Origin of the sequence: uncultured Pigmentiphaga sp. (assembly GCF_937950555.1) — a bacterium.
Classification (GTDB): domain Bacteria; phylum Pseudomonadota; class Gammaproteobacteria; order Burkholderiales; family Burkholderiaceae_B; genus Pigmentiphaga.
The window spans coordinates 719074-742174 of sequence record NZ_CALFCW010000030.1 but is presented as its reverse complement, the minus strand read 5'-3'; the positions used below and the strand labels follow the sequence as shown (position 1 = coordinate 742174).

Annotated in this window: 20 protein-coding genes and 2 pseudogenes; 10 read left to right on the top strand and 12 right to left on the bottom strand. The window is 65.7% G+C overall.

Features of this window, described 5'->3' with window-relative positions; genetic code table 11:
• The 8 genes and pseudogenes from Q0319_RS10035 to Q0319_RS10000 all read left to right on the top strand — a co-directional run.
• A partial coding sequence (locus Q0319_RS10035) for a LysR substrate-binding domain-containing protein (RefSeq protein WP_299452097.1) occupies positions 1 to 746 on the top strand: 746 nt, incomplete at its 5' end.
• Between the two features lie 70 nt (positions 747 to 816).
• Positions 817 to 1512: a DUF3348 domain-containing protein gene (locus Q0319_RS10030; RefSeq protein WP_299452095.1), complete on the top strand. Its 696-nt coding sequence runs from the start codon at positions 817 to 819 to the stop codon at positions 1510 to 1512.
• A gap of 9 nt (positions 1513 to 1521) precedes the next feature.
• Positions 1522 to 3942, top strand: a complete 2421-nt coding sequence (locus Q0319_RS10025) for a DUF802 domain-containing protein (protein WP_299452093.1) — start codon at positions 1522 to 1524, stop codon at positions 3940 to 3942.
• A complete protein-coding gene (locus Q0319_RS10020; protein ID WP_296467306.1) occupies positions 3942 to 4592 on the top strand; it encodes an OmpA family protein in 651 nt (216 codons plus the stop codon). Before Q0319_RS10025 ends, Q0319_RS10020 begins: the two co-directional genes overlap by 1 nt.
• Positions 4585 to 5211 (top strand): DUF2894 domain-containing protein, encoded by a 627-nt coding sequence (locus Q0319_RS10015; protein WP_299452091.1) that lies wholly within the window; start codon positions 4585 to 4587, stop codon positions 5209 to 5211. The genes Q0319_RS10020 and Q0319_RS10015 overlap by 8 nt, the downstream gene beginning before the upstream one ends.
• 144 nt (positions 5212 to 5355) lie before the next feature.
• Positions 5356 to 6447 carry a glycosyltransferase family 4 protein gene (locus Q0319_RS10010; protein ID WP_296467311.1) on the top strand — a complete coding sequence of 364 codons (1092 nt, stop codon included), beginning with the start codon at positions 5356 to 5358 and terminating at the stop codon, positions 6445 to 6447.
• 13 nt (positions 6448 to 6460) lie between these two features.
• Complete coding sequence (locus Q0319_RS10005) at positions 6461 to 8677, top strand: amylo-alpha-1,6-glucosidase (RefSeq protein ID WP_299452086.1); 2217 nt, start codon at positions 6461 to 6463, stop codon at positions 8675 to 8677.
• 92 nt (positions 8678 to 8769) lie between these two features.
• A pseudogene (locus tag Q0319_RS10000) lies at positions 8770 to 9498 on the top strand (YoaK family protein); the annotation flags it as partial.
• 132 nt (positions 9499 to 9630) lie between these two features.
• Here Q0319_RS10000 and Q0319_RS09995 read toward each other — a convergent pair.
• From Q0319_RS09995 to Q0319_RS09975, 5 genes are all read right to left on the bottom strand, one after another.
• The gene (locus Q0319_RS09995; protein WP_296467319.1) at positions 9631 to 9921 is read right to left on the bottom strand and encodes an RcnB family protein; all 291 of its coding nucleotides are present in this window, start codon (positions 9919 to 9921) and stop codon (positions 9631 to 9633) included.
• A gap of 261 nt (positions 9922 to 10182) precedes the next feature.
• On the bottom strand, positions 10183 to 11145 hold the full coding sequence (locus Q0319_RS09990; protein WP_296467322.1) for a tripartite tricarboxylate transporter substrate binding protein: 963 nt from the start codon (positions 11143 to 11145) through the stop codon (positions 10183 to 10185).
• Between the two features lie 93 nt (positions 11146 to 11238).
• Entirely contained in the window at positions 11239 to 12207 is a 969-nt protein-coding gene (locus Q0319_RS09985; protein WP_299452081.1) for an alpha/beta hydrolase, read from the bottom strand.
• A complete protein-coding gene (locus Q0319_RS09980) occupies positions 12204 to 12824 on the bottom strand; it encodes a cupin domain-containing protein (RefSeq protein ID WP_296468883.1) in 621 nt (206 codons plus the stop codon). The genes Q0319_RS09985 and Q0319_RS09980 overlap by 4 nt, the downstream gene beginning before the upstream one ends.
• A 16-nt stretch (positions 12825 to 12840) precedes the next feature.
• Positions 12841 to 13806 carry a tripartite tricarboxylate transporter substrate-binding protein gene (locus tag Q0319_RS09975; RefSeq protein ID WP_299452077.1) on the bottom strand — a complete coding sequence of 322 codons (966 nt, stop codon included), beginning with the start codon at positions 13804 to 13806 and terminating at the stop codon, positions 12841 to 12843.
• Between the two features lie 191 nt (positions 13807 to 13997).
• Here Q0319_RS09975 and Q0319_RS09970 point away from each other — a divergent pair, with 191 nt between their 5' ends.
• Positions 13998 to 14939, top strand: a complete 942-nt coding sequence (locus Q0319_RS09970) for a LysR family transcriptional regulator (RefSeq protein ID WP_299452075.1) — start codon at positions 13998 to 14000, stop codon at positions 14937 to 14939.
• Positions 14940 to 15001: 62 nt separating this feature from the next.
• Here the strand turns inward: Q0319_RS09970 and Q0319_RS09965 are convergent, their stop codons facing one another.
• Genes Q0319_RS09965 through hmgA form a run of 3 tightly spaced genes read right to left on the bottom strand, consistent with a single transcriptional unit; the run spans position 15002 to position 18646 of the window.
• Positions 15002 to 15976, bottom strand: coding sequence for a tripartite tricarboxylate transporter substrate binding protein (locus Q0319_RS09965; RefSeq protein WP_299452072.1), 975 nt, complete (start codon positions 15974 to 15976; stop codon positions 15002 to 15004).
• A 58-nt stretch (positions 15977 to 16034) separates the two neighbouring features.
• A complete protein-coding gene (gene fahA, locus Q0319_RS09960; RefSeq protein WP_296468888.1) occupies positions 16035 to 17324 on the bottom strand; it encodes a fumarylacetoacetase in 1290 nt (429 codons plus the stop codon).
• On the bottom strand, positions 17321 to 18646 hold the full coding sequence (hmgA, locus tag Q0319_RS09955) for a homogentisate 1,2-dioxygenase (protein ID WP_296468890.1): 1326 nt from the start codon (positions 18644 to 18646) through the stop codon (positions 17321 to 17323). The genes fahA and hmgA overlap by 4 nt, the downstream gene beginning before the upstream one ends.
• A 147-nt stretch (positions 18647 to 18793) precedes the next feature.
• Between hmgA and Q0319_RS09950 the strand changes: the two genes are divergently transcribed.
• Entirely contained in the window at positions 18794 to 19624 is an 831-nt protein-coding gene (locus Q0319_RS09950) for an IclR family transcriptional regulator (RefSeq protein ID WP_296468892.1), read from the top strand.
• Between the two features lie 33 nt (positions 19625 to 19657).
• Here Q0319_RS09950 and Q0319_RS09945 read toward each other — a convergent pair.
• The 4 genes and pseudogenes from Q0319_RS09945 to Q0319_RS09930 all read right to left on the bottom strand — a co-directional run.
• Positions 19658 to 20035, bottom strand: a pseudogene (locus tag Q0319_RS09945) (aminotransferase class I/II-fold pyridoxal phosphate-dependent enzyme); the annotation flags it as partial.
• Positions 20036 to 20110: 75 nt separating this feature from the next.
• A complete protein-coding gene (locus Q0319_RS09940; protein ID WP_299452068.1) occupies positions 20111 to 21373 on the bottom strand; it encodes a VWA domain-containing protein in 1263 nt (420 codons plus the stop codon).
• A 252-nt stretch (positions 21374 to 21625) separates the two neighbouring features.
• Complete coding sequence (locus tag Q0319_RS09935; protein WP_296466966.1) at positions 21626 to 21928, bottom strand: Dabb family protein; 303 nt, start codon at positions 21926 to 21928, stop codon at positions 21626 to 21628.
• A gap of 46 nt (positions 21929 to 21974) precedes the next feature.
• Positions 21975 to 23096 carry a class I SAM-dependent methyltransferase gene (locus Q0319_RS09930; RefSeq protein WP_296466963.1) on the bottom strand — a complete coding sequence of 374 codons (1122 nt, stop codon included), beginning with the start codon at positions 23094 to 23096 and terminating at the stop codon, positions 21975 to 21977.
• Positions 23097 to 23101: the final 5 nt, after the last annotated feature.

Genomic DNA, 23101 nt, shown 5'->3' with positions numbered 1-23101 from the left:
CGATCTCGACGCGCTTGGGGGCGCGCTGGCTGGTGCGTTTCGACAGGGCATTGGCGGAGCTGCGCTATCTCGCCCAGGACTTGGCCGCCCTGGACGGCAACATGGCGGGGGTGATCGCAGTGGGCGCGCTGCCGCTCTCGCGCACGCGCCTGTTGCCTGAAGCCATCGCAAAGCTGCGCGCGGCGCATCCTGACTTGCGCGTACACGCCCGGGAGAGCCCTTACGAACAGCTCTGCGCCGACCTGCTGAGCGGTAAGCTGGATTTCATCATCGGCGCGCTGCGTCCGGATACCGACCAGGCACTGCACCACGAACTGTTGTTCACCGAAGAGCTCTGCGTCATGGCGGCGACGACTCATCCGCTGGCGCGGCGCGAGCGCCTGGGGCTGGCGGACTTGCGCGGGCAATCTTGGGTGCTTTCCCGGCCCGGCACGCCGCTGCGCGAATCCTTGAGCGCCTTTTTTGCGGCGCACGGAGAGCCCGCGCCGGTGCCGGCCGTCGAGACCGGAGACCTCGCCCTGGTGCGCGGCCTCCTGATCACGGCGGGCATGCTTACCGTGCTTTCCACCCACCAGCTCCAATACGAAGTCGAAGCGGCGCAATTATGCAAGTTGGCCGTACCGCTCGACGGGTTGCAGCGCCGGATAGGGATCACCACGCGCAGCGGTGCGCAATTGCCTGACAGCGTCCGGGCGTTGTTACAAAGCATCCGGGAAGCCTGCGGCAACGCCGCTGGTACACCGTAGGAGACGCTGCCTGCGCCGGACCGCCTCGTCCGGGCGTGTAAACTCCGGGGTTTTGTTTCAACCCGGTTTCATGGTGCACATGTCCCGGCCCACGGGCGCCAGCGGTCCGGCATTCGTCCGCTTGCTCGCCCGCCTCGGAGAGCTTCCGGTCCCGCAGCCCCGGCAGGTGCTTGCCGAGCGCCTGAGCCTTTGGCTCGGCTGGACCGACGCGATCGCGTTGTCCGCGGTCTTGAACGGCGGCGCCAAGATGGCGGCTGCGGCAGCGCTGCCGGCCGAGACGGCCGAGGAGGAGTGCGCGCGGGTCCGCGCCGAGCTGGCCCGCTCCATCATGCAGGACAAGGTGCTTCACCCCCCGCGGGGCAATGCCCGGCGAGGCGCGGCGGCGGCCGTCGATCCAGGGGTCGAGGAGGACTATTCCCGCTACGGCCAGCGCTACGCGTCCAAGCAGCAGATGATGGAAACGACGATCGCCGCGCTGCGCGGGCGATTGCGGGCGCGGCTGGCCGCGATTTCCCCGGAAATGGCCAGGTTGGCGGGGGTGGATGCCGTGATGGAGCGGGTACTGGGAGCACAAGAGCGCACCTTGCTCGCGTCCGTCCCGTCGCTGCTGGAAGGGCATTTCGGACGCCTGCGGCGCAGGGCGCAGGCTGCCGCCCCGGCATGGCTGGACGTGTTCCGCAAGGACATGGAGAGCGTATTGCTCGCCGAACTGGACTTTCGACTACAACCGGTCGAAGGGCTGCTCGCGGCCCTTCGCGTGAGCTGACGAGCCTCGATGAGCAGATTCTTATCTTTTGTCGTTTTCCTGGCGGGCCTGGCGGTGGTCGCGTGGGTCGCCTTCGGTTATCTTGGGTCGAACCCGCTGGCGCTGACCATCATCCTGCTCATTGCAGGGTTCTACGTGGCGGGTGGCCTGGAACTGCGTCGCTTCCAGGGTGCCACGGCCTCTTTGGCGCGGGCGGCGGGAGAGCTCGAAAGCGTACCGCCCAGCCTCGCCGCATTCCTGGACAGGCTGCATCCCTCCCTGCGCAATGCCGTGCGCCTGCGCGTCGAAGGGGGGAGGGTGGCGCTGCCGGGGCCGGCATTGACGCCTTATCTCGCGGGCCTCTTGGTGTTGCTGGGGATGCTCGGGACGTTCTTGGGGATGGTGGCGACGCTGCGGGGAACCGGCGTTGCGCTCGAGAACGCCACCGATATTGCGGCCATCCGCGCCTCGCTCGCGGCGCCTGTCAGCGGGTTGGGGTTTGCTTTTGGCACTTCCGTCGCCGGTGTCGCGGCGTCGGCGGCCCTGGGCCTGCTCGCCGCGCTGTGCCGGCGCGAGCGGCTACAGGCCGGCCAGCTGCTCGATACGCGCATCGCCACTACCCTGCGCCCATATTCCCTGGCACACCAGCGCGAGGAGTCCTACCAATTGCTCCGGCGCCAGGCGGACTTGATGCCGGCGCTGCTGGACCGCTTGGAAGCCATGACCGAGGCGCTGGCGCGGCAGCATGAGGCCCTGGGCGAACGGCTCTCGGTGGGGCAGGAGCGCTTTCACGAGAAGGTCGACGCTGAGTATCGGCGCCTGGCTGCGTCCGTCGAGGCCTGCGTGAAGGAGAGCCTGGAAGAGGGCGCGCGGCGCGCGGGCGCCGCCATCCAGCCGGCGGTCGAGACCGCCATGTCTGGCCTGGCGCGCGAGGCGGCGGAGCTACGCGAGGCCGTCGCCCAGGCCGTGCAGCGGCAGCTAGATACTTTGTCGGAGCGCGTGGAGGCCGGTACCACCGCCGTAACCCAGGCTTGGCGCGCCGCCCTGGACGAACATCGGCTGGCCGGCCAGGTGTTGGCGGGTGAATTGGGGTCGACGCTGGCTGGCTTCGCCTCGAGTTTCGAACAGCGCTCAACCGAGCTGGTGCACGATATTTCGGCACGCCTGGAGCGCATGACCGCAGCCGTGTCCGAACGCTGGGGCGCTTCGCTAGCGGGCCATGAGCGCGCCAGCGCCGCCCTGGCCGGAGAGATCGGCGCCTCGTTCGATCGGTTTGCACAGGGCTACGAGCGGCGTGCCTCGGAACTGCTGGAGGGGCTCGCCGGTCGCCTGGATGCGACGGCCGCGACGGTTTCCACTGCGTGGAACGAGGCGCTGCAGGAGCATCGCCGCACGGGCGAAGCGCTGGCAGGGGCCGTGCAGGCCTCGCTCGACGGCTTTGCCGAGCATTTCGAGCGAAGGGCCGCCGGGCTGGTCGACGGGGTGGCGGGGCAGCTGGACGCCGCGGCGCAGCGACTGGCCGCCGCCTGGGATGGCGCGCTCGAGCGTCACCAGCAAGCCAGCGGGAAGTTGCTGGACGAAACGGGGCAGGTATTGTCCGCCGCCGCAGGGGCCTTCGAGCGGCACGCCGCGGGATTGTTGGAATCCGTTGGCCAGGCGCACCAGACGCTGCGGACGGAACTGGCTTCGCGCGACGAGGCGCGGCAAGCCGCCTGGACGCAGGCCCTGGAAAGCCTCTCGGGTACCCTGCAGCGCGAGCTGCTGGAAACCGGGGAGAAGATCACGTTCCGGCAGCAGGAGGTCTGCGAAGCGTTGGCGCAGGCGGCCGGCCAGGTCTCCGCGGAAACGCAGGCCGCCGCCCGGGCGACCATCGCGGAAATCGAGCGCCTCGTGCAGGCTGCTTCCGAGGCGCCACGTGCCGCCGCCGAGGTCATCGGCGAGTTGCGCCAGAAGCTGTCCGACAGCATGGAACGCGACAATGCCATGCTAGAGGAGCGCGAACGGCTCCTGCAAACCGTGGCGGGCTTGCTCGACACCGTCAATCATGCCAGCACCGAGCAGCGGGCCGCCGTGGATGCGCTGGTTGGCGCGTCGGCGGAAATGCTCGAACGCGTGGGGGCGCGCTTCACGGAACAAGTCGCCAGCGAAACCGGTAGGCTGGAGTCGGTCGCGGCGCAGGTGACGGGCAGTGCGGCCGAAGTGGCCAGCCTGGGCGAATCCTTGGATCATGCCGTCAAGCTTTTCAGCGAGTCCACGGACAAGCTCATGCATCACCTGCAACGCATCGAAGAGGCGCTGGGCCAAGCCATGGCCCGCAGCGATGAGCAGCTTGCCTACTATGTTGCGCAGGCCAAGGACGTCATCGAACTCAGCATGATGTCGCAGAAGCAAATCGTCGAGGAACTGCGCTTGCTCGACGCGCAACGGACGCCGGCGGGCGACGCGTCGTGATGGCGAACGAGATCGAATCCGAGCTGGAGCCGGCTGCGCCTGCCTGGGCCGTCTTCGGCGACCTGATGACGGTGATGCTGGGCGCCTTTGTACTGATTTTGGTGGGCGTGGTCGGCACGCAGCTGGAGCTTTCGGTCAAACTGGAGGAAGAGGTCCGGCAGCGCCAGGCAGAGACGCAGCGTCGCGAAGCCCTCGAGCACGCGCTGGCAGGCCCGCTGGCTGCCGGCCGCGTGACGTTGACCGACGGGCGCATAGGCATACGTGGCAGCGTGTTGTTTGCGCTGAACTCCGATGCCCTGCAACCCGAGGGACGCCAGCTGCTCAAGAGCTTGGCCGGACCGCTGGCTGCCTATTTGGAAGCCGGCGATGAAATCATCATGGTGAGCGGTTTCACCGACGACCTGCAGATCACTGAAGGTAACCGCCGCTTCGCCGACAATTGGGAGTTGTCGGCGCAGCGTGCGCTGACGGTGACTCGGGCGCTGATCGAAGAAGGCATACCGTCCTCATCGGTGTTCGCCGCCGCATTCGGTTCCGAGCATCCCGTTGCGCCGAACACCGATGAAGAAGGGCGTTCGCGCAACAGGCGGGTGGAAATCGCTCCCATGCCACGTTCATCGCGCCAGGCGGGCGCCCAAAATCGTGAGTGATACGGTTCCTCCCGGCATCGAGGCCAGGCTGGCGCACCTGCGCGAGCAAGGCCTGGATCGTTGCGATCCGGTGCGCTTTCACTTCATCGCGTCTTTGAGCCGGCGGGCGCTGGGGAGTGCAGGCGAGGCGCGCCGGGTCTTGGAGGATAAGCTGGCGCAACTGCTCGAGGCGTACGAAGCGCAGGCTCGCACGACCGTTGCCCAAGCCGCTGCGCGCGAACGGGGCGCCGGTGCCGCCGCGAAGCAGGAACGGGCGGGCGTGGCTGATCTCGTGGCGCGGCTCGAAGCGGGGCGTGCGGCGATCGTCCAGGCGTCGGGCGGCGCTGACGTAGCCGAGTATTTCCGCAGCCTCTGGGCCGGCTTGCGCGTAGGAAGCGAGCTTCGGCAAGCCATGCAAAACGTGCCGGAGAACGCCGGGCCGCTCAACTCCGTCCACCTTGTGCACCAGTCCCTGCAACTCATGCAACGGCTCGCGCCGGCTTATCTGCGGCATTTTCTTTCTTATGCCGACGCGTTGTCGTCGATGGAGCGGATGAACGGGGCGGACTCGCTGCTGGGCAAGGGTGCACCGTCGCGCGGCGAGGCGCCGAAAAAAACCGGCAAGGGCCGCTCCGCCTGAGGCATTCAACGCGGCCCGGGGGGCGCCTGGCGGCGTCCATGCGCAGGTGGTGCCGTCTACGCTATCATTTCCGACGTTTCTTAGTGGAACCGACTGACGCAAGTTCGTTTGCCAATGCTTCGTCTGTACGAGGAGGATTTGCCAATGAAGATTGCCCAGATCGCTCCGCTAATGGAGCGCTGTCCGCCCCGGCTGTACGGGGGGACGGAACGCGTCGTTGCCTACTTGACCGATGAGCTGGTTCGCCGCGGCCACCAGGTGACGCTGTTCGCCAGCGGCGACTCCGTGACCTCGGCCTCCTTGGTGCCATGCTGCGACCAGGCGTTGCGGTTGAATCCCGACGTGCGGGATCCCGTTCCCTACCACGTCATGATGCTGGACCAGGTCCGCCGCCTGGCCAACGAGTTCGATATCCTTCACTTCCACATCGACATCCTGCATTTCCCGTTGATCCGGGACATTGCAGACCGGACGTTGACCACGCTCCATGGGCGGCTGGACCTGCCTGACCTCAAGCCCTTCTACACGGCTTTCGCGCAGTTCCCGCTGGTGTCCATCTCCGACCACCAGCGCAAGCCCATGCCGCCGGTCAATTGGGTTGGCACCGTCTACCACGGGTTGCCGTCGGACCTGCTGCCATTCCGTCCGAATCCGGAGGGATATCTCGCCTTCCTCGGCCGGATATCGTCGGAGAAGCGTCCCGACCGCGCCATCCAGATCGCCGCGGCGGCCGGCCTGCCGCTCAAGATCGCGGCCAAGGTGGATAAGGCGGACCAGGCCTACTGGGAGCAGGTGATCGGGCCGATGGTGGCCGAGCACCCGAACGTGGAGTTCATCGGCGAAATCAACGAGCATGAAAAAGCCGAGTTCCTCGGCAATGCTTCGGCGCTGCTCTTCCCCATCGATTGGCCGGAACCGTTCGGGTTGGTCATGATCGAAGCCATGGCCTGCGGCACGCCGGTGGTGGCCTTCCGCAGCGGATCCGTGCCGGAGATCATCGAAGACGGCGTTTCGGGCTTCATCGTCGAATCGATGGAGGAGGCCGTCGCGGCCGTCGCGCGCATCGATCAGTTGCCGCGCGCCCAAGTGCGGGAATGCTTCGAGCGCCGCTTCACGGTAGAGCGCATGGCGGAAAACTATGTGTCCATCTATCGCCGGCTCGTGGAGAGCAGGCGCGAGTCGCGCACACTCTCGCGAGTGGGTGTCAATGACGGAGAGTTCCGCGTGATGGCGTAAGGGGAGGAGAAGAATGGGTGGGCCAGCCAACGGCGAGGAAGTGCGCGTGTCGGTGGCCGAAGTCCGGCCGGCCACGCCGGTTGCCCAATTCTTCATTCCCGCCAGCGCGTCGTTGCAGGAGCGGCGCCCGCGCACGCTCAAGCACGGCGAAACCTTCGCCGTGTTCGACCACAACGGCGACGCGCTGGCCGGGCCGGGCAGCCCGGAGGGCATTTACCACCGCGACACGCGTTACCTCTCGCATCTGTACCTGACGCTGGATGGCACGCGTCCCATGCTTCTCAGCTCGACGCTGCGCGACGACAACGCCATCCTCACCTGCGACCTCACCAACATCGGCATTTGCGACAGCGAAGGGCGCCTGGTGCTGGAGCACGACCTCATTCACGTGCGTCGGTCGCGGTTTCTCTGGGACGGCGCATGCTACGAGCGCCTCATGGTGCGCAATTACAGCACGGCGCCTCACAAGGTGAGGGTGGAAATTGCCTTCGCCGCAGACTTTGCCGACTTGTTCGAAGTGCGCGGCACACGCCGGAAGCGGCGCGGCACGCTCAAGCCGCCCGTGTTCCAGGAAGACGGCGTGACGCTCGGCTACGTGGGCTTGGACAAGCGGCATCGCCATACGGCGTTGCGCTTTTATCCCCAGCCCTCGCAGCTGACGCAGGAGAGCGCCGCGTTCGACTTGGAGCTGAAACCCGGCGCCACGAGCCGCATCTTCATGGAAGTGCGGTGCGATTCGCCGCCTTCGTCCGATCCGCCCCCGAGAGCCTTCTTCGTCGCGCTGAGGGAGGCGCACCGGGCCTTGCGCACGTCGTCGTCGCGCGCAGCGGCGGTGGTGACTTCCAACGAAATCTTCAATGAAGCCGTTCGTCGCAGCGTGTCCGATCTTTACATGCTGATCACGGATACGCCGCAGGGCCCGTATCCGTACGCAGGGGTTCCCTGGTTCAGCACCCTGTTCGGGCGCGACGCGCTGATCACGGCATGGGAGACCTTGTGGTTCGATCCGGCCATCGCGCGCGGCGTCCTGCGCTACCTGGCCGCCAACCAGGCCACTGACATCCTTCCCCAGGCAGATGCCGAACCGGGCAAGATCTTGCATGAGGTGCGGCATGGGGAAATGGCGGAGCTCGGCGAGGTGCCGTTCCGCCGCTATTACGGGAGCGTGGATGCCACCCCGCTGTTCGTCATGCTGGCCGGGGCCTACCTCGCTCGCACGGCGGATCTCCAACTGATCCGCAGCATCTGGCCCAATATCGAGGCCGCACTCAAGTGGCTGGACGAGTACGGCGACCGGGACGGCGACGGCTTCGTCGAATATGGGCGGCGCAATTCCGATGGCCTGGTCAACCAGGGCTGGAAAGACAGCCACGATTCCGTGTTCCATGCCGATGGCTCGCTGGCCAAGGGGCCGATCGCCCTGGCCGAAGTCCAGGCCTATGTCTACGGGGCGCGTTGCGCTGCGGCCAGGATCGCGAGCCTGCTGGACCGCCCCAAGGTGTCCGCCGAGCAGGCGGCCAAGGCGCAGGCCTTGCGGGCGCGCTTTGACGAAGCGTTCTTCGATGAGGCCTTGGGCACGTATGTGCTGGCGCTGGACGGCGACAAGCGGCCCTGTCGAGTCCTCACGTCGAACGCCGGCCATGCGTTGCTGACGGGCATTGCCTACCCCGAACGGGCGCCCAGCGTCGCGGCGACCCTCATGGCCGAACACTCCTTCTCGGGCTGGGGAGTGCGCACGGTGGCGGCGACCGAGCGGCGCTACAACCCGATGAGCTATCACAATGGTTCGGTGTGGCCGCACGACAATGCGCTGCTCGCCGCCGGGTTGGCGCGCTACGGTTTTCGCAGGGAGGCCGCGCGCATTTTCGAGGGGCTGTTCGCAGCATCGACCTATATCGACCTGCGCCGGCTGCCGGAGCTTTTTTGCGGTTTCGCGCGGCGAGTCAGCCAAAGCCCGACCTTTTATCCGGTGGCCTGCACGCCCCAGGCCTGGGCGGCCGCCGCGCCGTTGTCGCTGATCCAGTCCTGCCTAGGATTGGATTTCGATACTGCCGCACGCGAAATTCGCTTCGAGCGGCCGGTACTGCCTGAATTCCTCGACGAGGTCGTGTTACGCCGCCTGTCGCTGGGCGATGAAACGGTGGACGTGGCGCTGCGCCGTGCAGGCAGCGAAGTGGTGGTGACCGTGCTCGAGCGCCACGGCGATTTGCGGGTGGTGACGACCAATTGACCCGGCGGAGGCGGGCAAAAAGATCTATGCTTTAGCGTTTTCCGCGCGGCACCGCGGTAGCCGCCCCAAGCATAGTTCTTCCGGTCCGCATCATGCCCTTGTTGTACCTACGCAGGCTGACCTCCGTCGAGCGCAGCCCGCAGGCAAATCGCCATCTTGCCTACTACTTGGCTTTCGTTGCCGGCGCCGTCAACGCCGGCGGTTTCTTGGCCGTACAGCAGTACACCTCGCACATGTCCGGCATCTTGTCGTCCATGGCCGATTACCTGGCGTTGGGCGCGATCGCCGTTTTCCTGCAAGGGCTGGCGGCGCTCTTGTTTTTTGTGCTCGGGGCGGCGACCTCCGCCGTCCTGGTCAATTTCGGACGCCGTTCTCACCTGGCGAGCGAGTTCGCCTTGCCACTGCTGCTCGAAGCCGGGCTGCTGCTGTGCTTTGGCCTGTTGGGCGGTAACCTGGAGCAATTCCGATGGCTGGCCGTTCCCGCTACCGTGATGCTGCTTTGCTACATCATGGGGCTGCAAAACGCCATCATCACCAAGATGTCCCGGGCGGAAATCCGCACCACCCACGTGACGGGCATGGTGACCGACATCGGCATCGAGCTCGGCAAGCTGTTCTATTGGAACGTCTCGGCCGATGCCGGTCGCGATCACTTCGTGCGTGCCGACCGCAGCAAGCTCGCCATACTCGGCACGATGGTGGGGTTGTTCTTCGTCGGCGGCCTGGCAGGCGCGCTTTCGTTTTCCTACTTCGGCTTTGTGTCCACTGTGCCGCTGGCCATATTGCTGGCGACGCTTGCGGCACTGCCCGTCATCGACGACATCCAGGGCTATCTGCGCCACCATTGACCGGTGCTGGCTCGCGGCGCGGACGTGGAGGATGCCGTGGCGGGACTACCCCTGTGAAAGGGCGAGGCGCGGCCTCGCCCGGCTGGCCGTGCGGGCGGGACCCGCTCACCGGCCGAGTATCGACTGCAGGACGATGCCCGTGGCAACGCCGACCAGGAAATAATCCGCGCCGACATTGATCCAGTGGTAGTGCTTTGGCGGAGGCGGTAGGTGGTGGCCGCGCCAGTCCACCACGACATACTGGGGGCCCCGGTACGGCAGCGGGACACGCTGGCCTTTTGCCCAGGGCCGATAGTGCGGGTCGGTGTGCACGTGGACGTGGACATGGCCGGGAGGAACGGCGTGAGGCCTATGGCCCGGGGGCTTGTGCTTGCCGGGGCCGCCGTGGTGGCTCATGGGGGCTCCATGGCCGCCGGGGCCTTTCGGACCCCCTCGGCCCGGCCCGTCGTGGGCGAAGGCTGATCCGGAAACAGCGACGAATGCGCCCAACACCATACTTGCCAGCAAACGTTGGTACTTCATGACGATCTCCTGATACGCCCGCCGGTCGACCGGCTTGTACCGGCCTCGGGCTGGCATGGTTAGTAGACCGTATTCGCTGGGCAAGGTGCGGTCCCGGGCTTGCGGAACTGTTTCAGTCGACTTCAGCGTGGGCGGTCACTCGACCGTCACGCCCGCCGCCTGCACGATGCCTTTCCATTTCTGGTAGTCCGTCTTGAGCAGTTCGCCGAATTCCTCGGGCGACATCGCCAGGGCCTCGGCGCCCTGGGCGTGGATCGCCGCGCGCGTCTCGGGCATGGCCAAGAGTTTATTCACCGCGGCGTTGACCTTGGTGACGGCGTCACGAGGCGATCCTGCAGGCATGAAAAGCCCGTACCAGGTACTCACGTCGAAGCCTGGATAGCCGAGCTCGGCGATGGTCGGCACGTCGGGAAGCGAGGTGCTGCGCTTGGCACTGGTGACGGCCAGAGGCCTGAGCTTGCCGGTCTTGATCTGTGCCATGGCGGACGGCACGGACGACACCATCAAGTCCACGTTCCCGGCGAGCACGTCCATCATGGCCGCATTCGAGCCTTTGTAGGGAATGTGGCGGATGTCGATCTTGGCGGCGTCCTTGAAAATCTCTCCGGCCAGGTGAATGGTCGTGCCGCTGCCGGGGGAGCCGTAGGTTACCGAGCCGGGCGCAGCCTTGGCGGCGTTCACGACGTCAGCGAGCGTCTTGAAACGGGACCCTGCCTGCGTGACGATGACGATAGGGGTGTAGCCCACGTGCGCGACGGCAACGAGGTCGCGCGTCGGGTCGTAGGCCACGCTCTTGTACAGCCAGGGCGCAACCACGAGGTTGTCCTTCTGGCCCATGACCATTTCATAGCCGGTGGGGGCAGCACGCACCGCAGCCGCGATGCCTATGGTGCCACCCGCGCCGGCGCGGTTTTCGGCGACGATGGTCCAGTTTTCGCTCTCATTGAGCTTGTTGGCGATGAGGCGCGAGAGGATGTCGGTCCCGCCGCCGGGAGGAAAGGGGATCAGAAGATGGATGGGCTTGGAGGGGTAGGCCTGCGCATGTGCGCCGCCGGCAGCCATCGCCAGCGCGGCAACGGCAATATATTTGCGGAACATGGGATGTCTCCTGTTCTGAGGGCGTCAAGCATACCGGAAAGCAGGAGATTCGCGGGTGCGGGCGCGGCTCGGCCGCCGGCCCGCTCCGCGCCGTCAGGCCGGCTGTAGCGCAGCGTCGACGAAGTCGGCGGCATCCGCCATGGCCTTGCCGGCGATGTCTGACTGCCGCGTATACACGGTGAAGCCGTGCGGCATGCCCGGGTACACGTGCAGGCGGTGGGGACGCTTCGCCTCGTGCAGGAGCCTCGCGAACTGGAACGAATCCTCGATCAGCGGATCGGCGTCGCCGACGCCCAGCCAGACCGGAGGCATGCCTTCGGGGTCGACCTTGCACGGCACGGCGGCCGGGGGCGGAGATTCCCACGCCGGTCCCAGATATTGGCGCCACACCCATTTGGATTGCGCTCGCAGGTTTTCCCGGGGACCGCCCAGGTTGCCGTAGAACAGCACCAAGGCGCGAACGCGCGCGCCATGTGCCTGGCGCCGCATTTGGTCCCAAGCCAATACGCATAGCGAGGCGCCGGCAGACTCGCCCCACAAGAGTGCCTGGGGGGGCAACTGGAGCTGGGCTGCGTGTTCCAGCAGCCAGGCGACGCTGCTCGTGACGTCGTCGCGCTGCGTGGGGAATACGTGCTCGGGGGAGCGCCGGTAGTCGACGGCGACCACCGTCCGCCCGGTGGCGAGTGCGATCGCCCGGCAGATGCCCTGGTGGGAGTCCAGGCCGCCCGCCCACCACCCGGCGCCACGCACGAAAACGATGAATGCGTCGCTCTTGGCGCCGCCAGGCCGATAGATGCGTGCGGCAAGCTTGCCCCTGCCGGCATCGATCGTGATGTCTTCGACCGAAGCGACATCGGGCAGGTCGGCATTGACGGCAGCGAAGTACCGGTCTTGCTGCGCGCGGGCCTCGGCGAGCGGTTGGGAGGTGGGGTCGGCTTGGCCGGCCCCCTGGCTCTTGAGCCTGTCCTGGAGTTCCGCCACGACCGGATCGGTTTTCGCCTGGGGCGGCATCGGCGCCGTGCCGTCGAGCCAAGTCCTGGAGGGGGCGTTTTCTTGGTTCATGCTTGGTTCTCTAGCGACTCCGCATTGCGCATGCTGCGCGGCACGAGGGAGAAATCCCAGCCGTTGGCTTCCATGTTGGCCAGGACTTGTTCGCCGTATTTGTCGATGATCTTCTGGCGGATGGACGGCAGGCGGCCGACGTCATCGAAATCTTCCGGCTGGCCCTGAATGATAACCAGCAAGTGGGCATCCTGGTCGGAAATGTTGATGAACTGGCGGGCGACCCGCGGCGGCATGGCAATCATGTCGTACGGCTCGAGTTCCACGCTTTCCTGGCCCTCGTCACCCCAGCGGATGAGCCAGCGCCCGGAGAGTGCCATGAACGTTTCGTGGGTCTTCCAATGGACGTGCAACTCCGGTCCGTCATTCGGCGCGGCGACGGCCAGGCCCACGCGTATCACTCCCTTGTCACCATCGACGATGGCCGGGTTGGGGGAAAGCCGTCCCGGCAGCGAAGCGGGCGCCATCAACACGTAATTGGCCTTGGGATTGAACAGTCGGAGCGCTTCGGCCGGGATGCCGAGGTTGTCGTTCCAGTGCGCAGCACGCGGCTTGAGATTCTTGAAGCGGGCGATGCGGTGCTGCATGTCGGCCAGCGATGGGCATTCGGTTTTCATGGGTTTCCTTGGGTCTTCAGTTTTGAATGTTGATGGCTGCTTCAGTGACGACTTTTTTCCAATCCGCGTAATCGGCCTTGATGAAAGCGCTGAATGCTTCCGGGCCGGAATAAGCGAAATCGATCCCGTTGTCGGCCAGTTTCTGGCGCACCTTGGGCGCCGACAAGCCGCGCTCGATGGCGCCGGCCACTTTGTCGACGATGGCCTTCGGCGTTCCCTTGGGCGCGAGCACGCCATACCAGGTGGTGATGACCATTTCAGGCAAGCCCACCTCGACCGCCGAGGGAACGTCCGGAAGCAGCGGCTGGCGTTCGCGCGTCAATACGAACATGGCCTTGAGCTGCTTTCCTTTGATCAGCGGTACCGAGTTAGGCAGTCCGTTGATCACCATGTCGATCTGTCCGCCAACTGCCGCCGTGACGGCTTGCGAAGCCCCCTGATAGGGAACGTGCAGAATGTCGGTGTTGGTGAGCGCCTTGAATTTTTCGAACGCCAAGTGGTTCGACGAGCCGGCTCCTCCGGACCCGTAGCTGAACTTTCCGGGGTCGCTCGTGATTTGCTTGCGCAAAGCGTTGAAGTCCATCTGCCCGAATTTCTGGGGATTCACGACGAACACGTTGGGAACCTCGGAGACCTTCGCGATCGGGGCGAAATCCGTGAGGGGGTCGAACCGCAGGTTGGAGTTGATCGCCGGCGTGATCGTCAGGGTCGGGGAGGTCAGCAGCAGCGTGTAACCGTCCGGCTGTGAGCGGGCGACGTGTTCCATGGCGATCCGCCCGCCTGCGCCGGACTTGTTCTCGATGACGACGGCTTCGCCCAGTTCGCGCGTCAGAGTTTCGGCTAGCATCTGTCCCACCACGAAGGTAGCGCCGGTCGGGAAAGGCAGCACGAGTTTTACGGGTTTGACGGGGTAGGGCGTGTCGGCGGCCGCCGGGGCGGCAAAGGCTGCCAGTAACATTGCTGCAGCCCAGACTCTCTTCATGTTCGTCTCCTTGGTACTGTTTTGATCTTTCGGCGCCGCACCATCTCGAAGGGCGGCACGGCATGGCAAGCTGGGCGCATGTTACGCCGGGCAAGGCGCTTTCGAAGGAGGCGGTGGCTTATGACGAAAATAAACGCCGGCTAATAAAGGCTTGGTTGCAGGGGGAGCGGCCTCTGGCGGGTGAGGATTTCATGCATCAGTTGACCAATATCGACTTTCGGACGCTGCAGATTTTTTTGACGTTGATGAACGAGCGCAGCGTCACGCGCACCTCGCTCGTGGTCGGGGTGTCGCAGCCGGCGATCACACATGCGCTCAACAAACTCAGGCAGGTGTTTGGCGACCCACTGCTGGTCCGCGGCAAGGACGGCATGCTTCCGACCGAAAGGGCGCTCGCGCTCGAACGGGAAGTGAAACGCTTCCTCGATGGCGTGGCCGATTTGCAGGCGCCGCTCGACACGGTCGACCTGGAAGGCCTGCAGCGCGAGATCGTCGTGACCGCGCCCGAGTATCTCGAGCATTTGCTGCTGCCCCACCTGGCGCGCATACTGCGTGACAAGGCCCCGGGCATCACGCTGACCGTCCGTCCCCCAGACCAACGGCGCATCGCCGGGCTGCTCGCGTCCGGAGAAGTGGATTTCCGCCTGGGGTGGGTGCGCGATCCCCAGCACTCGGTTCGCGCGGTGCCTTTGTTCGACGACGAGATCGTGGTGATCGGCGGGCCGGACAATGCGGCGCTGACCGACCCGCTCGCGCTATCGACTTACATGGATCTGCCCCACGCCCGCTTGCAAGGAAACGGAAGAACGACCTCGGGGCGCGTGATCGATGAGTTCGTTCGCCAGCAGGGCGGCGAATTGAACGTGCGCATCCACGTTCAGGGGCTGATGTCCCTGCTCGGGACGCTCATGGTGTCGGACGTCGTTGCCACGGTTCCTCGCCGCATGGCGCTCAGGATCCGGGAGAGTTTTCCCATCCGCATCGTGGCATTTCCGGGCGCCTTGCCTCCAGTCCGGAACTACCTGTATTGGCACGAGCGAACGCAGCGCAGTGCCGTGCACAAGTGGTTCAGGGCATTGGTGGGAGAGGCGGCCGCCCTGGTGGATGCGGGGGCATCGAACCGGGCAGCCTGAGGTCGCGGGCTAGGCGAGCGGCGTGGAGCGCGCCGCTTGCTTGGTCTTGGCGTTTCCGGGACTCAGTCCAGCGTAATCTTCAGGTCCCGGATGAGTTTTTGCCACAGCGCGCTTTCGCGCTTGATGAGCTCTGCATAATCCTGAGGCGTGCTTCCCACGGGCTCGATGCCGAAATCGACCAGCTTGTTATGCACCTCGGGCGTCTTGATGGCGGCCGCGACGTGTTTTTGCAGCTCGGCAATGACGTTCGGCGGCGTGTTGGCCGGCACGACCATGCCTACCTGCGCCGAAGCCTCGACGTCTTGGATGCCGAGTTCGGCAAACGTGGGAACGTCGGGCAATTGAGCTAGGCGGGTTGGATTGGCGACTGCGAGCGGACGGACTTTCCCGCCTTTGATAAAGGCATTGCCGGCTGCGAGGTCCGTCATCATGGCGGGGAGCTGTCCGCCGGCTACGTCGACCAAGGCCGGGGCCGCGCCGCGATAGGCAATGTGAAGCATGCGCATGCCCGTGCGCTCTTTCAGCAGCTCCATGGCGAGGTGGTGGGGGCTACCGGCTCCCGCGGAGGCGTAGCTGTATTTGCCGGGCTGGCTTTTGACCTTGGCGATGAAGTCTTTGGCGTCTTTGAAGTCGGTATTGGGCCCCACGATGAGGATCATCGGGAACTTGCCCATGAGCGTGACGGGCGCGAGGTCACGCGCGGGATCGTAGCTCAGGTTTTTATACAGGGCCGGATTGAATACCAGCGTGCCGTTGTCGGCCGACAGCACGGTGTAGCCGTCGGGCGCGGCGCGTGCGGTTTCGACAGCCCCGATGGCGGTGTTGCCGCCCGGCTTGTTGTCGACCACGACCGGTTGCTTGACGATTTCAGAAAGCCGGGCACCGATGGTACGGGCCAGGAAGTCTGAGCCGCCGCCCACGGCGTACGGCACGATCCATCGAATGGGCTTGGACGGATAGGTCTCCGCCGCGCACGCGATGCCGGCAGAGAAGGCCAGCGCCGTTGCGACCAGGGGCGTCGTCCACGTGTATTTCATGTTTGTCTCCTTGGTTGGTCTGCGGGCCGGAACCGACCGGATCCGGCCGGAGAAGGCTTCAGACGGCGATGGGCAGGGCGGGTAATACGACGCCAGAGCATGAACCGAAACCGACTCGGTAGCCTGCGCCCTGGCACCAGCCGGTGAGAGTGACTTCATCGCCGTCTTCGATGAAGGCGCGGGTGGCCCCTCCGATGTCTACCGGTTGTTTGCCGTTGAGCGTCAGTTCCAGCAACGAGCCGTAGGACCCTGGCTCGGGACCGCTGATCGTGCCCGATCCCATCAAGTCGCCCACGCGGGTGTTGCACCCGGAAACGGTGTGATGGGCGAGCTGCTGGGCCATCGTCCAGTACATGTACTTGAAGTTGGTGCGCGCCAGGGTGGCGGGTTGGCCGCCTTGGGGGCGCAGCGAGACCTCGAGGTGAATGTCGAAGGCGTGCGGGCCTTCATGGCGCAGGTAAGGCAGCGGTTCCGGGTCTTGGCGCGGTTGCTGGGTCCGGAAGGGTTCGAGCGCATCGAGGGTGACGACCCAGGGCGAGATCGTCGTCGCGAAGCTTTTCGCGTTGAAAGGCCCGAGCGGGACGTATTCCCAGGCCTGCAGGTCGCGCGCGCTCCAGTCGTTGAGCAGCACCATCCCGAAAATGCGTGACTCGGCTTCAGGGCATGGCACGGGATCGGCAAGGTCGTTGGGCACGCCGACGAAGAAGCCGGTTTCGAGTTCGAAGTCGAGCTTCAGGCACGGCGAGAAAACCGGGCGCTCTTGGTTGGGCAGCTTGATCTGCCCGTTGGGACGACGCACGGGCGTGCCGCTGACGACGACCGATGACGCGCGGCCGTTGTAGCCGATCGGGATTTCAAGCCAGTTGGGCATCAGCGCGTTCTTGGGGTCCCGGAAGAGCGCGCCGACATTGGTCGCGTGCTCCTTGGAGGAATAGAAGTCGGTGTAGCCCGGTATTTCCACCGGCAGCAGCATGGTGGCTTGCGCCTGGGGCACGAGCGCGCGCGACCGCAGTGCGGCATCGTCGCGCAGCGTGGCGGTGCCGGCGGAAAGCAGGTGGCTGACCTGCTTGCGTATGTCGCGCCAGGTTTCGCGGCCGCAAGCCATGAAGGCGTTCAGGCTCGCACTGGAGAACAAGGGCTTGGGCGTGCGCAGCAGGCCGGCCTGCTCGAGGCAGGACAAGTCCAGGACCTGGTCGCCGATGGCTACGCCGACCCGCGGCGGCGCGTCGGCCGTGGGCTTGAAGACCCCATAGGGCAGGTTCTGGATGGGAAAGTGGGTGTCGGCCGTGTTGGCGGATTCGACCCAGCTTTTCAGGGTAGGGTCGACGGTCGGGTCGGAATGGCTCATCGGGTCTCCGGGGAAAAGTTTTTCTTGAGATTCTGCCAGCACTCGTAGTACCGGCTTTGCAATTGGGCACTCTCCAGCGCGTAGCGCGTGGGCTTGATGAGGGTGCGGGTTTCGAACATGAAGGCCATCGTGTCGTCGACCTTGTGCGGTTTACTGGTGTCGGCCCGAGAGGCTTTCTCGAAGGTATCGCCATCCGGCCCGTGGCCCGACATGCAGTTGTGCAGGCTGGCGCCCCCCGGCACGAAGCCTTCCGCCTTGGCGTCGTATGCGCCATGCACCAGGCCCATGAACTCGCTGGCGATATTGCGGTGGTACCAGGGCGGACGGAAGGTGTCTTCGGCCGCCAGCCAGCGGGGCGGGAAAATCACGAAGTCCAGCCAGTCCACGCCCGGGGTGTCGCTTGGCGCATGCAGCACCAGGAAGATGGACGGGTCGGGATGGTCGTAGCTGATCGAACCGATGGTGTTGAAGCGGCGCAGGTCGTATTTGTAGGGCGCATAGTTGCCGTGCCAGGCGACGACGTCCAGCGGCGAATGATCGATTGCGGCGCGCCAGAGCCGGCCGCCGAGCTTCGCGATGAGCTCGAAGCTGCCTTCCCGGTCTTCGTAGCGTGCGCGGGGGGTGAGGAAGTCGCGGGGGTTGGCCAGGCCATTCGAGCCGATGACGCCGAGGTCGGGCAGGCGCAGCAGCGGTCCGAAGTTCTCGCAAATGTAGCCGCGTGCCTCGCCGTCCGGCAGGCTTACCTGGAAACGGCAGCCGCGCGGGACGACGGCGATTTCCTGGGGGGCGAGATCAATGACGCCGAACTCGGTGGCGATGTGCAGCCGCCCTTGCTGCGGAACGATCAGCAGTTCGCCGTCCGCATCGTAGAAGTAGCGATCCTGCATGGGACGGTTGGCCGCGTAAAGGTGGATGGCGCAGCCTTGCATGGCTTCGGCCGATCCGTTGCCGGCCATGGTGATCCAGCCTTCGATGAAATCGGTGGGCGCCTGCGGCATGGGCAAGGGATCCCAGCGCAATTGATTGGGGGGAGTGGCCGGCACCTGCGCAAAATCACCCACCAGGAGGGGACTCTCCATGGGTTCGAAGGGCTGGTGTACGGCAGCGGGCCGGATGCGGTAGAGCCACGAGCGCCGGTTGTGGCTGCGCGGTGCAGTAAATGCCGTGCCGGATATCTGCTCGGTGTACAGCCCGTAGGGTGCGCGCTGCGGGGAGTTGCGCCCCACGGGCAGGGCACCGGGCAGGGCCTCGGTGGCGAATTCGTTACCGAAGCCGGACATGTAGCCGGAATCGACTTCGACGAGGTGAATGGGTGCGTTCATGGCGGTCCAAGAAAAGGAGTAGTGGTTGCCGCTATTACGGAAGAAGTAATTTACTTACGATAAGCGTAAATTTGGTCGGTCTCCACGTCAAGTTATTACGTTGAGCGTGTTAGCATTACGTTAAACGTAATTCCGACCGGGGTAAACATGGCAGCCGGTGACAAGACGGCAGAAACCGCGCCCGAAGGCGCAGCAGAAACCGCCAGTCGGGGTAATGGCGTGCAGGCCCTCGAGACGGGATTGGCCGTCCTGGACGTGTTCGCGGACGCCCTCCGCCCGCTCATGCTCAAGGAAATCGCGCAGGCCGCGAACATGCATCCGGCCAAGGTGCATCGTTATCTCGCCAGCTTCGTCAGGTGCGGATACGTCGAGCAAGATGCCCAAGGACGCTACGCGCTGGGCCGGGCGTCGCTGCGCATAGGCTTGGCCAGCCTCGCGTTGCTCGATGCAGTACGCCTAGTGTCGCCGCTGCTGGACGAGCTCAGCCTATCGCTGGGCGAGACCGTGCTGGCGGCGGTGTGGGGCAACCGCGGCCCCACTGTCGTCCAATGGCGCGATTCGCCGCGCCCGGTGATGGTGAACGTGCGTCCGGGGTCCGTCCTGCCGCTGTTGTCTTCCGCCACGGGCCGGGTATTTGCGGCCTTCATGGAACCCCACCTGACGGCGGGCTTGATCGAAGAGGAGTTGCGCGAACGGGCGGCAGGCGGCGCTTACCCCCAGACCATGCACGAAGTCCAAGCCCTGCTCGATCGCGTAAGGGCCACGCGCGTGGGGTCGGTGGCGGGCGACGTGCTTCCCGGCGTCAACTCGGTGAGTTCGCCAGTGTTCGACTACGACTCGAAGATGGTGTTGGCCGTGACCGCCTTGGGCAATGGCGCACGCTTTGACACGGCTCCAGACGGCCCGATCGCGACGGCGGTCCGGGAAGCGGCCGACGCGCTGTCGGCTCGGTTGGGCTATCGCGGACGGGCCGCGTAGGCGGCCTTCCTGCTATCGGGGGCCGATGGGCCTTCATGCACCCAGCGCACGCGCCAACGTCGTGAAAATTCGTTCGTCGGTGGATTGCGCGACGTTAAAGCGCAGGAAGTCGCCTGCGAGCTGCGATTGGCTGAATGCATTGCCAGGCGCAAGCACCACGCCCTGCCTGAGGCAGAAACGCGCGGCCTCCGCGGCATCGGCGCCTGCGGGGAGCCGGCACCATACGAACATGCCCGCCTCGGGAACCAGCCACGGCGTGATGCCCAGCTTGCCGAGGCGGGCGATGGTTCGCTCGCGGGCCTCGCCCAGCCGCGCGCGCACGGCCTCCATGTGGCGGCGATAGCCGCTGGCGGTCAGCGCGGCGTAGAGGACGTCGGCAGCGAGGCGCCCACCCCCGAAGCTAGTCGCGATCACGTTTTGCGGGGTGAACGCGGCGCGCCGTACCGGCAACTGGGGAAAAGGGCTGCCGGTACGGGCCAAACCCGGTCAGTACTCGACGTCCAGGTTGATTTCGCCGCGGATATCCTCGCCGTCATCGATCACGACGCGCAAGGTCTTCGCCTTGCCGTCCCGCTTGGGCCGGTAGGTCACGATGTACCCGCTGGCGGCCACTTCCGCGATGGGCAGGTCGATCAGGCTGAAGGTGCCGCTGCTCCAGGCATAGTACGCACCGCCCGTGCCGTCCGCGCCTGCGAAGACCTTCATGTCCGTATACAAGCCGGGGGAGGCGACGAACTCGGGCGAGACGACGTGCACGACGGCCTTGCCCTTGAGCTTGGCGATGAGGTCTGCGGCAGCAGGCGGGATCCAGCGTCCGCTGATGTTCGCGCCCCCGTAGGTGACGTCGTTGTGGGCGTACACGTCGGTGATCACGATGATCACGCGCTGGGCGCCCTCGCGCCAGGGCAATTCGTCGAAGGCGTATTGGAGCGCGCCCATGGCATTTTCGGCATTGTCGCCACCACCGAGCGCCTGTTCTTCCGAAATGAATTGCCTGAATTTCGCGAAATCGTCCGTCGGCGCGAATACCTGCCGGTCGATATTGTCGAAGGAGGGTGGCGCCGTGCTGCCAGTGCCGAGTCCGGTCGAGGAGGGCGTGCGGGTATCGAAGGCGTCCCCGAATGTGACGGCCCCCAGGCGCACGTCGAGCCCGCTTTTCTCCAGGAAGTCCGCGAACTCGAGGATGGACGCCTGCACGCTGGCCAAGGCGGAGGACATGCTGCCCGTCGTGTCAAAGACGAACACCACGTCGGCCTTGGCCCGCGCCTCGGATTCCCCGATGCGGACCATGGTATGTCCCTTGACTACGCCGTCCTCGACGATCACGAAGTCGTCGGCTTCGAGGTCGGGCACGCCGGCACGCGTGAGGTTGGCGCGGGCGGCGGCAGACTTGTTCGGGCCGGACCGCATGGACAGCTGGCGGGCGGACAGAATCTTGGACGAGGGGGAGGCGAAACCCGCGATATTGATGTCGAAGAGCCCGCTGTCGTCGTCGCGCGGCGCAATCGTCGCCGCGGCAGTAATGGTCGGGTCGACGATGGGCGCCGGCGGCGTGGCCGTGCTGTCGGCATAGGGATCTGGACCAGGTTGCTCCGTGACAGGGCCACCGCCACCACCAGGGGTACCGCCCGTTCCTCCGCCGGAGCCTCCGCCGGCGCTGCCGGTCGTGCCTCCCCCATCACCGCCACAGCCGGCCAGGAACCCGGCCATTAGCAGGGTCATCAGCCAGCGCTTCGAAAACACTTTCATTGCTTGTTCTCCCTCTCGCGTCCTTTGGGACCGCATTGACAAAGGCCGCATCGAGGGCGGCCTGCACAAAGCCGCTCTCGATACGGCAGAGCGCGGAGCGACGCCTGGTTAGCGCGTCGCTCGGGGGAAATGGTAGGTGGGCGCGGCGCATTGATAAATACGCCTAAAGCCATGTGTCGACGGCCTAGGCCAAATGGCCAGGGGGGGCGGCGGGGCGAGGCAGCGTGGCAGGGGCGGGCGCCCCCCGGGGTGTCAGTCGATTTCGTAGTCGACCATGCATCCCGAGCTGAGGTAACGATCGACCTTGGCGCGGGTTTCCAGGTGCACGGGATGGGTGTGATAGGCGCGCAATGCTTCGCGATCGGTGAAAACGGTATATACGACGACATCCATGGCCTTGCTCGAGGTGCTGAAGTTCAGCCCCGCTTCGGATTCGAGCAGGCCGGGGATGCGGCCGCGCTGCGCGGCGATGGTCGAGCGGATGACTTCGAAGGCGGCTTCGCGGGTTTCGCCTTCATCCAGTTTCAGCCGCCACATGGCAATGTGCTTGATCATGCAAGTCCTTGGTGCAAAGTGAGGGGGTAACGAATTTCTCCGGTAATCAATGCTTGGCGAGTCGCCAAAGCGCAGTCGTTTCCGCAAGCCGTGCGGCATGAAGCGGGTCCGCCGCGGCTTGGGCCTTGGGGTGGCGCGGCCGGGTTTCCAGGCGGTCGATCACGCGCAGGCCCGCACGGTCGACCAGGTCGAGCAGGCTGGCGCGCGAACGGAGCCCAAGGTGCTCGGCGAGATCGGAAAGAATCAGCCAGCCTTCCCCGTCCGGTTCCAGGTGATCCGCGAGACCCGCCAGGAAACCCCGTAGCATGCGGCTGTCCGGGTCGTACACGGCGCGGTCGAGGTTGCCATGCGCCGGGCCAGGCACCCAGGGCGGATTGCACACGATGAGTCCCGCCCGTCCGTGGGGGAATAGATCAGCCTGCTCGATGCGCACGCGGCTGGCCAACCCGAGGCGGTCGATGTTCTCGCGGGCGCAGGCCAAGGCGCGCTCATCGGTGTCCGTGGCGATGATGCGGCGCACGCCGCGGCGGGCGAGCACGGCGGCGAGCACGCCGGTGCCCGTGCCGATGTCGAACGCGCAGTCCGCGCGGGGCAAGGGCGCCTGCGCCACGAGCTCCACGTATTCGCCCCGGACCGGGGAAAAAACGCCATAGTGCGGGTGGATGCGGGCATTCAAGGCGGGGACGGGCACGCCTTTCTTGCGCCATTCGTGGGCGCCGATCACGCCTTGGAGCTCACGCAGCGAAACGACGGCTTCGGAATGAAGTTCGCCATAGGCTTCGCGGCAAGCCTGGCGCACGTCGGGCGCGCGCCGCAGCGGAATGGCGAAGCCGGCCTCGATGGGCACGAGCAGCATGCCGAGCACCCGCGCCCGCTGCAGTTGCGCCTGGCGGTACAGGTGGAAAGTTTGCGTGATCGTCTCGCCCGGCTTGAATGGCTTGCGATCCCATCGCCGGGCCATGGCCTGCAGTAATTGCCGGGCATTCTGGAAGTCGCCCCGCCACAGCAGCGCCGTGCCTTCGCATGCCAATCGATAAGCCGTGTCGGCCGGCATGCCGTCATCGGCTTCGACCACGCGCCGTGGCACCGGATGGCCACTGGCAGACAGCCATGCCGCCTGTCTCGGCCCAGGGGCGTTCCATTGCAAGTTGTCGGGGGCGGCTGTCACGGTGT